A 13,606-nucleotide genomic window follows, 5' to 3' on the forward strand; every position below is an offset into this window, starting at 1 on the left:
GTACCGACCGGCTGTCACCCGGCGACGGCGTCCAGCGATTCCGGCAGGATTTGCCCGCCGTCGACGACGATGGACTGGCCGGTGAGGTAGCGGGCCTCGTCGCTTGCCAGGAACGCGGCGAGGTGGCCGATGTCTTCCGGCGTGCCCAACGTCCCGGCGGGGATGGAGCGGGCCATGCCGGCGATGTAGTCCTCGCCCATCTCCTGCAATCCCTCGGTGAGGATGTTGCCCGGCAAGATGGCGTTGACGGTGATGTGTTTCGGCGCGAGTTCGATTGCGGCGGTGCGCATGAAGCCCAGCTGCGCGGCCTTCGACGCGCCGTAGTGCGACCAGCCGGGGAAACCCGTCACCGGACCGGTGATGGACGAGGTGAGGATGACGCGGCCGGCGCCGCTGCGGGTCAGCGCATCGAGACAGGCCTGCACGCTGTAGACGGTGCCCTTGACGTTGACGTCGAGCACGGTGGCGAGATCGTCGGGCGTCATGGTGGCCAGCGGTGCCTCGGGGAAGATGCCGGCGTTGGCGCACAGCACGTCGATGCCGCCGAAGGCGTCGACGGCGGCATCGGCCATCGCCCGGCAGGATCGCGGATCGGCCACATCGACCGCGACGCCGATGATCTTGCCGGAGCCCAAGCCGTCGAGGCCGGCGACGGCGGTGTCGAGGTCGTGCAGCGAGCGGGCCGCCACGGCGACGTTGGCGCCCGCGGTGGCGAACACCGCGGCGATGCCATAGCCGATGCCTTTGGTGGCGCCGGTGACGATGACGTTCTTGTTGGCGAGATCGAACATGGTGTTTGTGTTTCCTGTCAGTGGGAGAGGGTGGGAGCGGCCGCGGGCACAGCCACGCGGAACCACGACGGGTCGGTGAGATAGGCCTGGGCCAATTGTGCAGTGCCAGAGGCGTATCGGTGCCCGAGCGTCTGTGCCGGTCCGGATTCGGGATGGCTGCCGATCCACGCCGTGAGCATCAGGCGGCGCAGCATGACGAACGTGGGGATCTCGGCGAGGTCGGCAGCGGGGATGTCGCGGACGCTGCGGTAGCCCGCGAGCCATTCGTCGATGATGCGGGCGGCGTCGGGGGTGTCCTCGACGAACGACACCACGGCACCGAGGTCGGCGAGGTACCACGACCAGCCGCAATCGTCGAAGTCGATGACAGTGATCTTCCCGCCCGCCACCATCAGGTTCGACATGCGCAGGTCGGCGTGGACGAGCCCGAAGCGCTCGGGGCCCATACCGTAATTGGTGAGACGATGGATGACCTTACGTTCGGCCTCGGCGATGACGGCGGCGTCCGCGGCGCTGAGCGCCGGCGCGTCACGCCAGTCGCCCCACCGGCCATCCGGACCCAGCATCGCGTCGAGATCCCACCGAAAGCGGGTGAAGGTCTCCGGCCGCTGCCAGCGCTGGACGTGCTCGTGCAGCGTCGCGGTGATGGCGCCCAACTCACTGAAGCTGATGTCGGAGGCGTCATCCTCGGCGATGGTGCCTTCCACGAAGGTGAACAGGTCGACGAGCCGAGTCTCGTTGCCGATCCGGACTTCGACGACACGCCGGCCGTCGGGGGCGGGTATCACCTGCGGCGTCGCGATGGCGGAGTCGCGGCGCAGGCTCTCCATCCAGTCGAGCTCGGATTCGATGGCGGCAAGCGAGTGGTAACCCGGCCGGTGCACGCGCAGGACCTGGCGCCCGGTCTCCGATTCCACCAGGAAGGTGCCGTTCTCCGAGTAGCTCAGCAGCGTCACAGTCGCCGAATCGAGTCCATAGTGGGGCAGCGCGGCGTGCGCGAAGCGTTCGTAGTCGGTGGCGGCCATGTCGCTCATTGTGGCTCTCCTGAACTGGCGGTGTGGGCACGGTCACTATTTGGTCTGGTCAGTTGTAGCGCACTTTGGCTCGAAAGTGAACCAAAACCGAAAATTGGTAACGATGGTTTTACGGGCCGGAAATATGGCACAATTTCGGTAGGTTCCACAGGAACTATGCAGGTAATGCGGGTATTGACCGCGTCGGAGCGGTCTGGTACCAATAGCCCTGTGCCGATGGCGTGGGGGTCCATTGGTCCATCGGATAGCTGAAGTACCGCTCGACGGAGCAGACCAAATAAACCCAAAACCGGCCAGCGTGGCCCGGACCCATCTCCCATCAGATCGGATCGGTTAGCACCCATGAGTGAAATCGACGACCACCCACGAACTGCCCCGGTGACATCGGCGCCGCCCGACAGCGGCCCCGGCGTGCAGCGCCTCAAACCCAACGCCGTCGGCTTGATCGGCGTGCTGTTCATGGCGGTGGCCACCGCCGCCCCGATCACCGCGATGGTCGGCAACGTCCCGATCGCCGTCGGGTCCGGTAACGGTGCGGCCGCCCCCGCCGGGTACCTGATTGCGACGATCGTGCTCGGCCTCTTCGCGGTCGGATATGCGGCGATGTCGAAGCACATCACCGCGACGGGGGCGTTCTACGGCTACATCTCGCACGGACTCGGGCGGGTGCTCGGTCTGTCGGCCGGCTTCCTGACGGTCCTGGCGTACGTGGTTTTCGAGGCGTCCCTGGTCGGCATCTTCTCGTTCTTCTCGCGGGATCTGTTCGCATCACTGTTCAACGTGCACCTGCCGTGGCTGCTGTTCGCCGTTGTGATGATCGTCGCCAATGCGGTGCTCACCTACTTCGATGTCAACTTGGCCGCGAAAGTGCTTGGCGGACTGCTGATCACCGAGATCGTGATGTTGACGCTGATGGCCGGCTCCGTCGTCGTCAGCGGCGGTGGCCCGGAAGGCTGGTCGCTGTCATCACTCAACCCGATCAACGGGCTGAAGGGGCTCGACGCCGTCGTCCCGAACGTCAACGGCGCGGGCACCATGGCCGTCGTCGGCTCCGCCGGAATCGGCCTGTTCTTCGCCTTCTGGTCCTGGGTCGGATTCGAGTCCAGTGCCATGTACGGCGAAGAGTCCAAGAACCCCAAGAAGATCATCCCCGTCGCGATCATGTCGTCGGTGCTCGGCATCGGAGCGTTCTACATCGTGGTGTCGTGGCTGGCGATCGTGGGCACCGGACCCAGCAAATCCATTGCGCTGGCGCAGGATACGAACACCGCCGGGGAAATCTTCTTCACTCCGGTGCGCGAGCACCTCGGCGGCTGGGCCGTGACCATGTTCCAGATCCTGCTCACCACCGGCTCGTACGCGTGCGGCATGGCCTTCCACAACTGCGCTGCCCGCTACATCTACGCGCTCGGCCGCGAAGACATCCTGCCCAGAACCGCGAAAACCATTGGCCGTACCCACCACACCCACGGATCCCCGCACATCGCGGGCTTCGTGCAGACGGCCATCACCCTGGTGATCGTGCTGTGGTTCGCGGTCTCCGGTCGCGATCCTTACAGCGGGCTCTACGGCCTTGCCGCGCTGCTGGGCACCTCCGCCATTCTCATCGTGCAGGCGATGGCGGCGTTCTCGGTCGTCTCGTACTTCCATGTGCGCAAGCAACATCCGGAGACCGCGCACTGGTTCCGCACCTTGGTCGCGCCGGGCCTCGGCGGCATCGGCATGCTGTACGTCATCTACCTGCTGATCAAGAACGCCTCGTTCGCGGCAGGTACGGCCAAGGACGACATCGTCTTCGCGTCGATTCCCTGGGTGGTCGGTGGTGCCGCCATCGCCGGAATCGTGGTCGCCCTGGTACTTCGAGCCCGGTCCCCGCAGCGCTACGACCGATTGGGGCGCGTTGTACTCGACGAAGAACGCTGACGTAACGACCCGACCCAGCGCCGATCGCTTTCTACCGCAAGGACAACGAACATGGCTTTCTCAACAATCATGGACTCCAACAGCTACACCGGCGGGGAAGAACTCGACCCCACCACCGATGCCATGGTCGAGAAGCGGCGATCGACGCTGGGTCCGTCGTACCGGCTCTTCTACAACCGGCCCGTCCACCTGGTCAAAGGTTCCGGGGCGCACCTCTACGACGCCGACGGCAACAAGTACCTCGACGCGTACAACAACGTCGCCAGCGTCGGGCACTGCAACCCGCGGGTCATCGAGGCCGTGACCCGGCAGATGTCAGAACTCAACACCCACACCCGCTATCTGCACGGCGGCATCCTCGACTACTCCGAGCAGCTGCTGGCGACGTTCCCGGCCGAGATCTCGTCGATCATGTACACCTGCACGGGATCCGAGGCCAACGACCTGGCCGTGCGGGTCGCCGAACAGTACAGCGGCGGCACCGGGGTCATCGTCACCGAGGAGGCCTACCACGGCAACAGCGCGCTGATCTCGGCGATGTCGCCGTCGCTGGGCGTCGGAGTGCCACTGGGCACCAATGTCCGTACGGTGCCGGCCCCGGACTCCTACCGCATCGATCCGGCCGTTCTCGGCACCTGGTTCGCCGACCAGATCAGCGCCGCGATCGCCGATCTCGAGCGGCACGGCCACAAGTTCAGTGCGCTGCTGCTGGATTCGATCTTCTCCTCCGACGGCATCTATGTGGACCCCTCGGTGCTGGGGCCGGCCGTCGAGGTCGTCCACCGCGCCGGTGGCGTGTTCATCGCCGACGAGGTGCAGCCGGGGTTCTCGCGGACCGGTGAGGCCATGTGGGGATTCCAGCGGCACGGCGTGGTGCCCGACCTGGTGACGATGGGCAAGCCCATGGGCAACGGCATTCCCGTCGCCGCGATGGCCGCCCGCCCGGATATTCTCGACGTCTTCGCGCGGGAAACCCCGTACTTCAACACCTTTGGCGGCAACCCGGTGTCGATGGCCGCGGCGCAGGCCGTCCTCGACGTCATCGTCGGCGACGGGCTCGCCGAACATGCCGTCGCCGTGGGCGATCAGTGGCGGGCCGAACTCCGCGTCCTCGCCAAGGAGTACCCGCTGCTCGGCGACATCCGCGGCACGGGCCTGTACACCGGAATCGAGATCGTCACCGACCCCGACACCAAGGAACACGACAGGGGCACAGCGCAGCGCATCGTCGACATGATGCGCGATAACCGCGTTCTGATCTCTGTGTGCGGCGGACATGGCAACATCCTCAAAGTGCGACCCCCTCTGGTGTTCTCGATGTCGGACCTCGACTGGTTCATGACGGTGTTCTCTGCCGTCGTCAAGGAGCTCGCGTGAGTGCTTATCGTGAGGCGTTCGAGGCTGCCGCCGAGCGGCCCGACGACTTCTGGCTGACGGCCGCGCAGGCCATCGACTGGACCGTCGCGCCGACCCGCGCGCTCGACGACTCGGCGGCGCCGCACTACCGCTGGTTCCCCGACGGGCAGCTCAACACCTGCTACAACGCCCTCGACCGGCACGTCGAGGCCGGCAACGGCGACCGCACCGCGCTGATCTACGACTCGGCGATGGTCGGCGTGCAGCAGTCCTTCACGTATGCCGACCTGCTCGACCGCGTGGCGCGCTTCGCCGGAGTGCTTGCCGCACAAGGCGTCACCAAGGGCGACCGCGTCGTGATCTACATGCCGATGATCCCCGAAGCCGTCGTCGCGATGCTCGCGTGCGCCCGCATCGGCGCCGTGCATTCGGTGGTCTTCGGCGGGTTCGCCGCCAACGAACTCGCCGCGCGCATCGACGATGCGCAGCCGGTGGCCCTGCTCACGGCCTCCGGTGGTCTGGAACCGGGACGCACCGTCGAATACCTGCCCGTCGTCGCCAAGGCGCTGACACTGACCGACGCCGCGCCGGCCACGGTGATCGTCAAGAACCGCGGGGAGATCGCGGGCGAGGCCACCGACTACCCGGGCTACCTCGACTGGGACGAGCTGGTGGCCGGCGCCGAGCCAGTAGCTCCGGTGCCGGTGGCCGCCACCGACCCGCTCTACATCCTCTACACCTCCGGGACGACCGGCCGGCCCAAGGGCGTCGTGCGCGACAACGGTGGGCACGCCGTCGCGCTGGCCTGGTCGATGAAGAACGTCTACGACATCAGCGCGGGCCAGGTGATGTGGACCGCCTCGGACATCGGGTGGGTCGTCGGCAGCTCGTACATCGTGTACGGGCCGCTGATCGCCGGCGCCACCACGGTGCTCTACGAAGGCAAGCCCGTCGGCACCCCCGACGCCGGCGCGTTCTGGCGGGTCATCGAACAGCACGGGGTGGAGGCGCTGTTCACCGCGCCGACCGCGCTGCGCGCCATCCGCAAAGCCGATCCCGACGCGTCGATGCTTGCCGGACATGACATTTCGACGCTGCGCACACTGTTCGTCGCCGGGGAACGGCTGGACCCCGACACCTACGAATGGGCATCGGAGAAGTTGCACTGCCCCGTCGTCGACCACTGGTGGCAGACCGAAACCGGCTGGGCCATCTGCGCGAACCTGCGCGGCCTCGAACCCATGCCCATCAAAGCCGGCTCACCGACCGTCCCGGTACCGGGCTACCGCGTCAGCATCGTCGATGCGTCGGGTAATCCGGTCGCGCCCGGCGTCGAAGGCAACATCGTCATCAAACTGCCGTTGCCGCCGGGCACCCTCGCCGGGCTGTGGCAGAACGACAAGGGCTTCGTGCAGTCGTACCTGTCGGCGTTCCCGGGCTACTACTTGACGGGTGACTTCGGCTACGTCGACGACGACGGCTACCTGACCGTGCTGGGCCGCACCGACGACGTCATCAACGTTGCGGGCCACCGGCTTTCGACCGGAAGCATCGAAGCCGTCATCGCCGGCCACCGGGCTGTCGCGGAGTGCGCCGTCATCGGCATCCACGACGACCTCAAAGGGCAGCGGCCCAGCGGTTATGTCGTGCTGAAGGCCGGTGCGGACGTCGACGGCGCGGTGCTGCAACAGGAACTCGCGGCGATGGTGCGGGACCAGATCGGCGCTGTCGCCACTTTCCGCGACGTCACGGTCGTGGGCGCGCTGCCCAAGACCCGGTCGGGGAAGATTCTGCGAAAGACCATGCGGCAGATCGCCGAAGGCACCGACTACGTCGTGCCGTCGACCATCGAGGACAGCTCGGTGATCGATGCGCTGATACCGGTGCTGCGGCCCAGCTAGCTTCGCGCCGCGACCGGTAAGTTGGCGGCAATGTGGGGTTCTGTGGCGGTGCTGGCGCTGCCGATCGCGTTCGATCCGGTACGTCTCGGGGTCAACCTGCTGCTGATCTCCCGGCCACGGCCGGCGCAGAACCTGCTGGTGTACTGGGTCGGATGTGTGACCGCGAGCGTCATGCTGCTGTTGCTCCCGCTGCTGGCGCTGCATTTCACCGATCTGGCGTGGGTGCACGATCTGGCCAATCCCCGCACCACCGCGAGCGCGACCATGCGGCATGTCCAGGTGTTCGTCGGCGTGCTGCTGCTGGTCATCGCGGCGGTGACGGCCATGCGGATGGTGACGCGCCGGCGCGCGCCGGACACGGACGCCTCACCCATCTCGAAACTGTTGCAGCGCGACCCCGACGCGCCGCCACGGGGCGGATTGCTGGGACGGGCGCAACGGGCCTGGGAGAGCGGGGCGCTGTGGGTCGCCGCGGTGATCGGCTTCTGGGCCGGCCCCAACCCGTCGCTGGTGCTGTTCGCCCTGACGACGATCCTGGCATCCGGCGCCGCCATCGGCACGCAGATCGGCGTCGCACTGGTTTTCATCGTGGTGAGCCTCGCCGTCGTGGAAGTGGTGCTGCTCTGCAACGTCGTCTCCCCGGTGAAAACCCAAGCGGCACTGCGGAAAGTGCACGACAGGGTCGGCGGCTACCGGCAGCAGATCGTGGTGGCGATCGTGACGCTCGTCGGACTGGCGTTCATCGCGCAGGGGACGGGGTTGCTGTCCTAGGCCCGGCGCGGTGCGGCGAGGCGCTCGGTGCGGAGCAGGTCGACCTCGGGCAGTTCCAGCGGCGGCAGGTCACCGACGACCTGTGACAGCAGATGGTCTGCCAGCTCCGGGTTCCGGGCCAGGCACGGTCCGTGCAGGTAGGTCGCGACCACGCTGCCCTGCACGACGCCGTCGTATCCGGAGCCCGCACGGTTGCCGGCCCCCTTCTCGACACGCGCCAATGGCTTGGCCAGCGGGCCGAGATCGGTTCCACCACGGTGGTTTTCGAAGCCCGTGAGCTTCTGGGTGAGGCCCTCGATCACGGGTGTCGACGTCACCTCACCGATGGTGCGCTCGGGCTGCGGCGACGTCGTGACGTCGAGCAGGCCGACGCCGTCGACGCGCTCGCCCGACGACGTTTCGTACCAGTGCCCGAGTACCTGGATGGCGGCGCAGATGGCCAGCACCGGGGCGCCACGTTCGGCAGCGCGCTGCAGACCGGGGTACTGCAGCAGGTGGCGCGTCGCGAGCCGCTGCGCGTAGTCCTCGGCGCCGCCGAGTGTGTAGAGGTCCATCGAATCCGGCACCGGGTCGTCAAGGGTGATCTCGACGATCTCGGCGTCAATTCCCCTGAGCCGCAAACGCTGTCGCAGGACGACGGCATTACCGCCGTCGCCGTAGGTGCCCATGACGTCGGGCAGGACAAGGCCAATCTGAACCGTCATGCCAGCTCCCGACTCAACTGCAGGAACGCGGTGTAGTTCGCGATCACCTCGACGTGCCCGGGCGGACAGGACTTGATGGCGGCCAGCGTGTCGTGCACCAGCGTGTGCTCGACGCCCGCATAGCCGAGCCGCACCGCGAGATCGGTGCCGCGCTCGCCGGCCGACACGATGGGTGCCGGGAAGTCCACGAAATGCTCGAAGTTCACGTCCCACAGCCAGGACAGGTCTTCGCCGTCGGGAACCTGGCCGTTCACCGAAATGACCGCTCCCGCAACATCACTGGAGACCATCGACAGCGCCTCCTGCCACCCGGCGGGATTCTTGGCCAGCAGCATGCGCACGCTGTGCTCACCGACCTGCAGGGTCCGGTACCGGCCGGCGACCTCGTCGACCGTCGACACCGCGGCCACCGCGGCGGCAGGCGACGCGCCCAGCGCGACCGCGGCGGCCACGGCCTGTGTCGCGTTGCCGCGGTTCACCGTGCCGGGCAGGGCCAGCGTCATGGGCGCGGTAAAGCCTTCCGGCCCATAGATGTTCGTCTCGTCGTACCACCACTGGGGCTGAGGGCGTGAGAAGTCGGTGCCGGTCGAATGCCAGTGCCCGTTCTCGCGGACGATGACCTCACCGCTGCGCGGACAGCTGACCGAGTCGTTGGACCAGCCGCCGCCGGCGGCGACCCAGACCACGTCGGGGCTGTCGTACGCCGCCGAGGTCACCAGGACGTCGTCGCAGTTGGCCACCACGACGGCCTTGGGGTGGCGCGCCAGTCCGGCCCGCAGGGTGCGCTCGATGTGGTTGATCTCGCCGACGCGGTCCAGCTGGTCACGGGACAGGTTGAGCAACACGATCACCGACGGGTCGACCGCGTCGGAAACGTGCGGTACGTGCATCTCGTCGACTTCGAGGGCGGCCAGTGTCGCCTTACGGGACCCAGCCAACGCGGCGATCAGCCCGGCGTCCATGTTGGCGCCCTCGATGTTGGACGCCACCGGCCCGAGAGTCGAGAGCGCCGCAGCCGTCATCCGCGTCGTCGTGGACTTGCCGTTGGTTCCGGTGACGACGACCGAACGCCGTCCGGAGCCCAGCTGACCCAGGATCGAGGGGTCCAGCTTCATGGCGACGAGCCCGCCGATCATGGCGCCGGCACCGCGGCCCGTCACGCGCGACGCCCAGCGGGCGGCTGCGCCCGCGCCGAGCGCGACGCGTCCTCGTGCGGTGATCATCCCCGGAAGTCTAGGAGGGCCGCCGCAAATGTGACGACACGTGTGAGGGTGCCCACTTACGGCAGCCGGATGCTCGGCCGCTTGCGCACGATGCCGTCGTCGAGCATCTGCTGGAAGTGATCGGTGACGGTCTGCTCGATGGGCCGATACACCAGCCCGAGCTCGCTCTGGCTGCGGCTCGCGTCGAAGACCAGCGGGTATCCGACGTTGGTGTCGACGAACTCGCGCGTCAGCCCGATGACCGGCGCGACGGCCTTCACGGCGACCTTGGGGACGTTGAGCCATGGGAACGGGTACAGCACGCCGAACTTGGCGCGCAGGATCTGGCCGATCTCCAGCAGGCTCAGCGAGGCGGCGTTGACCAGGTAGCGGTCGTGTGCGTCGGGCGTGTAGCCGGCGCGCACGTGGGCGTCGGCGACATCGCGGACGTCCACGACGCCAGAGGTCAGCTCCGGTGCGCCGGTCAGCATGGTGCCGTCGGCGAACTGCTTCATGGTGGCCAGGCTGGCCGAGTCGCTGGCGCTGGTCAGGGAGGGTCCGAGCACCAGGCCGGGGTGGATGGTGACCAGATCCCAGCGGTTCTGCGCCTTCTGGTACTTCCAGGCCTCCTGCTCGGCCACGGTCTTGGAATACGAGTACGGCTGGTGGTCGACACTGCTGGTGGTGTTCCACTGGTCCTCGGTGAAGACGCCGCCGGGGACGTCGCGGGATTCGCGGGCGTCACCGTAGATCGCCACCACGCTGCTGGTCAGCACCACGCGCTTGACGCTCTCGGTGCGGTTGACCGAATCCAGCACGTTGCGGGTGCCTTCCAGCGCGGGGCGCACGAGCGACTCCTGCGCGTCGGTGACGCCCTGCAGCAGGAACGGTGACGCGGTGTGCATGACGAGCTCGCAGCCGGCCATCGCCTCGTCGAAGCTGCCGATGTCGAGCAGATCCGCCTTGAAGAGCGTGAGCTTGCCGGGATGGTCGGCCGACAGCTTGTGCAGGTGCTCGAGGCCCGTCGGCTTCTGCGGGTTGCGCACCGTGCCGTGCACGGTATGCCCGGCTTCGAGGAGGTAGCGGACGATCCAGCTGCCGATATACCCGCTGGCGCCGGTGACGAGGACGGGGGCGTCGGGGTCGATCGTGGTCATGCCCGTGACGATAGCGTCGAGCACCTCGCCGAGGGGTTCATCTCCCACAATCCAGATTTGTTGCCGCCGGTCACGATGTGGCCGCCGGAACGTGGCGCGACAGGAAGTCGAGCTGGTCGGTGACGTTGCGTTCGAACTCCTCGCCGACATAGATGTCGAAATGGCCGGTGTCGTAGAGCTTGATCTCGCCCCGGGGTGCCTGCGCGGCGTACTTCCGGGTCGGCCCCGGCGGGGCGACGGCGTCCTGCTCGCAGATGGCGAAGAAGATCGGGCAGGTGACGTTGCGGGCCCGGCGGCCGGGGAAGTGGCGCACGATCTGCAGGGCGAAGCGCGCTGCGACGTCGCGTTCGATTTCGGCGTCCGGTGGCAAGAGGTTCTGGATCCCCGCGACCGAATCGGGTGAGGTCATCAGCGCCGTCGACCCGGGCGGTCCGTACGTCGGAACCATGACGGGATCGCGGCCGAGGAGGGCGCCGATCTGGTCGCGCACCGCGAGGGCGGTGACCTTGGCCGACGTCGACGGCGGGATGGCGAACGACGACGCGAAGCCGTCGGTGAACGGGCACTGCGCGATTGCCGCGGCAAGCCGCTTGTCCTGCGCGGCCGTGACGATCACGTGCCCGCCGCCGAACGAGGTTCCCCAGACCACGACGCGGTCGGGATCGACGCCGTCGAGGGTGTGGGCGTACGCGATGGCGCTGCGCCAGTCTTCGAGTTGCCTGTCGATATCGAGCAGCTGGCGCGGTTCGCCCGAGCTGGCGCCGAAGTGCCGGTAGTCGAAGACGACGCAGGCGTAGCCGGCGGCGGTGAAGCGCTCGGCAAAGGCGTCGAGGCGCATTTCCTTGACGCCGCCGAGACCGTGGGCCATCACGATGATCGGCCGCTTTCCGGTGGCGGGGGTTTTGGGCGTGTACAGCCAGGCGGCGCAGGTGGCGTCGCCCGACGGGAAAGTCACATCGGTGCGGGTCATGAAGCGACGATATGTAAGTAACCCCAAAATTGTAAGTATTTACAAAAGTGGTACCGGTTACACTCTGGGCGTGGCCGATCCCGGGATGACCAGAACGCAGCGACGGGCCGAGGCCAACCGTCGCGCCGTCGTCGACGCTGCCCGCGAGATCATCGCGACCGAAGGTGCGCACGGGCTGAATCTCGAGGCCGTCGCCGAGCGGGCCGACGTCGCACTGCAGACCGTCTACAACCGCGTCGGCGGGCGGGCCGCATTGCTCACCGCAGTCGCCGAGCAGGCGATGGAGGAGAACCGGGCCTACATGGACGCGGCGTACGCGGCCGACGGCACGGTGGAAGAGCGAATAATGCTGGCGGCCAACGCGTATGCCCGCTTTGCCCGCGAACGTCCGCACGAATTCCAGATCCTCGTCGAACCGCCGGACGTCCCGGACGCGGTCGACCGCATCGCCGAGCTGACCCGTACCCAGAACGCGAAACTCGCGGCCGTGCTGCGCACCGGTATCGAAGCCGGGTTGGTGAATCCCGCTCTCGACCCCGACGACCTCGCGACGATGTTCTGGGCGACCTTCAACGGTCTGCTGGCCCTGTCCTGGCGTCCGGGAGCGCTGCGGTCCGGTCCGGAAGAAATCGACCGACTGCTCGCGGCATACCTGGCCACGGTCGCAGACGGTCTGCGTGTCCGGGTCTGATCCGGCTCCGATCGGCGACACGCTGCGCTGCCCGCCAAATCTGTCGGGGGTCCGTGCCATCCTTGCCACGTGGACGAAACCAACCTCGGCTGGGGCCGACCGGCCACTGAGGCCGGCGCGGGTTGGGCTGTCGTCGACGTCGAGACATCGGGATTCGACCCCGGCCACGCCCGGGTCATCAGCGTCGCGGCGCTGGCCCTCGGAGACGACGGCAATGTGGAGCACTCGTTCAGCAGCCTGCTGAATCCCGGAGTCGATCCCGGCCCCACGCACGTGCACGGATTGACCTCCGAGATGCTGGCGGGCCAGCCGACCTTCGGTGAGGTCGTCGGCGACCTGGCCGCCGTGCTTTCCGGTCGCACGCTGGTCGCCCACAACGCCGGTTTCGACTACGCCTTCCTGGCCGCCGAGTGCGAGCGCGTCGGCGCGGTCCTGCCCGTCGACAGCGTCATGTGCACCGTCGAACTGACCCGCCGGCTCAACCTGGGCACCGAGAACCTGCGGCTGGAGACCCTCGCGACGCACTACGGCGCGACGCAGATCCGTCCGCACGACGCCCTCGACGACGCCATGGTGCTGGCCCAGATCCTCAAACCGGCACTGGCCGCGGCGCGCGAGCACCGGCGCTGGCTACCTATCCGCAACGTGGGCCGCAAGCGCTGGCCGAGCGGCGCCATCACGCACGACGAACTCCGGCCGCTGAAAGTCCTGGCGTCGCGACTGCCGTGTGCCTACGCCAACCCCGGCCGGTTCGTCCCGGGCCAGCCGTTGGTGCAGGGCATGCGGGTGGCGCTGTCGGGCGAGATGCAGCGCACGCACGAAGAAGTCATCGAGCGCATCGTGCACGTCGGACTGTCCTACTCCGACAGCGTCGACGCCCATACCTCGCTGGTCATCTGCAACGACCCGGCGCCCGCTCAGGGCAAGGGCTACCAGGCCAGGGAGCTCGGCGTCCCGCTGGTCTCCGACGCCGAATTCATGGCGCTCCTGGGCCACGTCGTCGGCGGTTCGGACGTCGAAGAGTTCGTCGACCGCACGCCGGCCGGCGATCAGTTCATGTTGTTCTGAGGTCGCTTCCGCCCAACAACTTTGGTCACTTTGGTTCT

The 13,606-nt window shown here is 67.5% G+C and carries 12 protein-coding genes; 6 read left to right on the top strand and 6 right to left on the bottom strand.

Annotated elements, in window-relative coordinates; translation table 11 throughout:
• Nucleotides 1–14: 14 nt before the first annotated feature.
• Nucleotides 15–791 (bottom strand): 3-oxoacyl-ACP reductase FabG, encoded by a 777-nt coding sequence (fabG, locus tag G6N46_RS20495; RefSeq protein ID WP_138250982.1) that lies wholly within the window; start codon nt 789–791, stop codon nt 15–17.
• 17 nt (nt 792–808) lie between these two features.
• Nucleotides 809–1,825: a phosphotransferase enzyme family protein gene (locus G6N46_RS20500; protein ID WP_138250981.1), complete on the bottom strand. Its 1,017-nt coding sequence runs from the start codon at nt 1,823–1,825 to the stop codon at nt 809–811.
• 342 nt (nt 1,826–2,167) lie between these two features.
• Here G6N46_RS20500 and G6N46_RS20505 point away from each other — a divergent pair, with 342 nt between their 5' ends.
• Genes G6N46_RS20505 through G6N46_RS20520 form a run of 4 tightly spaced genes read left to right on the top strand, consistent with a single transcriptional unit; the run spans nt 2,168 to nt 7,776 of the window.
• A complete protein-coding gene (locus tag G6N46_RS20505) occupies nt 2,168–3,748 on the top strand; it encodes an APC family permease (RefSeq protein ID WP_135357867.1) in 1,581 nt (526 codons plus the stop codon).
• A 51-nt stretch (nt 3,749–3,799) separates the two neighbouring features.
• On the top strand, nt 3,800–5,125 hold the full coding sequence (locus G6N46_RS20510; RefSeq protein ID WP_138250980.1) for an aspartate aminotransferase family protein: 1,326 nt from the start codon (nt 3,800–3,802) through the stop codon (nt 5,123–5,125).
• Complete coding sequence (locus G6N46_RS20515) at nt 5,122–7,005, top strand: propionyl-CoA synthetase (protein ID WP_064857866.1); 1,884 nt, start codon at nt 5,122–5,124, stop codon at nt 7,003–7,005. Before G6N46_RS20510 ends, G6N46_RS20515 begins: the two co-directional genes overlap by 4 nt.
• Nucleotides 7,006–7,035: 30 nt before the next feature.
• Complete coding sequence (locus G6N46_RS20520; RefSeq protein ID WP_138250979.1) at nt 7,036–7,776, top strand: GAP family protein; 741 nt, start codon at nt 7,036–7,038, stop codon at nt 7,774–7,776.
• Here the strand turns inward: G6N46_RS20520 and G6N46_RS20525 are convergent.
• From G6N46_RS20525 to G6N46_RS20540, 4 genes are all read right to left on the bottom strand, one after another.
• On the bottom strand, nt 7,773–8,480 hold the full coding sequence (locus G6N46_RS20525; protein WP_138250978.1) for a type 1 glutamine amidotransferase: 708 nt from the start codon (nt 8,478–8,480) through the stop codon (nt 7,773–7,775). The genes G6N46_RS20520 and G6N46_RS20525 overlap by 4 nt on opposite strands.
• Entirely contained in the window at nt 8,477–9,703 is a 1,227-nt protein-coding gene (locus tag G6N46_RS20530; RefSeq protein ID WP_138250977.1) for a Mur ligase family protein, read from the bottom strand. The genes G6N46_RS20525 and G6N46_RS20530 overlap by 4 nt, the downstream gene beginning before the upstream one ends.
• Before the next feature lie 56 nt (nt 9,704–9,759).
• Nucleotides 9,760–10,839, bottom strand: coding sequence for an SDR family oxidoreductase (locus G6N46_RS20535; RefSeq protein WP_197746733.1), 1,080 nt, complete (start codon nt 10,837–10,839; stop codon nt 9,760–9,762).
• Nucleotides 10,840–10,909: 70 nt separating this feature from the next.
• Nucleotides 10,910–11,809 carry an alpha/beta hydrolase gene (locus tag G6N46_RS20540; protein WP_138250976.1) on the bottom strand — a complete coding sequence of 300 codons (900 nt, stop codon included), beginning with the start codon at nt 11,807–11,809 and terminating at the stop codon, nt 10,910–10,912.
• An 85-nt stretch (nt 11,810–11,894) separates the two neighbouring features.
• Between G6N46_RS20540 and G6N46_RS20545 the strand changes: the two genes are divergently transcribed.
• Nucleotides 11,895–12,500 (top strand): TetR/AcrR family transcriptional regulator, encoded by a 606-nt coding sequence (locus tag G6N46_RS20545; RefSeq protein WP_061000270.1) that lies wholly within the window; start codon nt 11,895–11,897, stop codon nt 12,498–12,500.
• Nucleotides 12,501–12,569: 69 nt separating this feature from the next.
• A complete protein-coding gene (locus tag G6N46_RS20550) occupies nt 12,570–13,568 on the top strand; it encodes a DEDDh family exonuclease (RefSeq protein WP_061000263.1) in 999 nt (332 codons plus the stop codon).
• Nucleotides 13,569–13,606 lie beyond the last annotated feature (38 nt).

The sequence above is a fragment of the Mycolicibacterium phocaicum genome, from assembly GCF_010731115.1.
In the GTDB taxonomy this organism is placed as follows: domain Bacteria; phylum Actinomycetota; class Actinomycetes; order Mycobacteriales; family Mycobacteriaceae; genus Mycobacterium; species Mycobacterium phocaicum.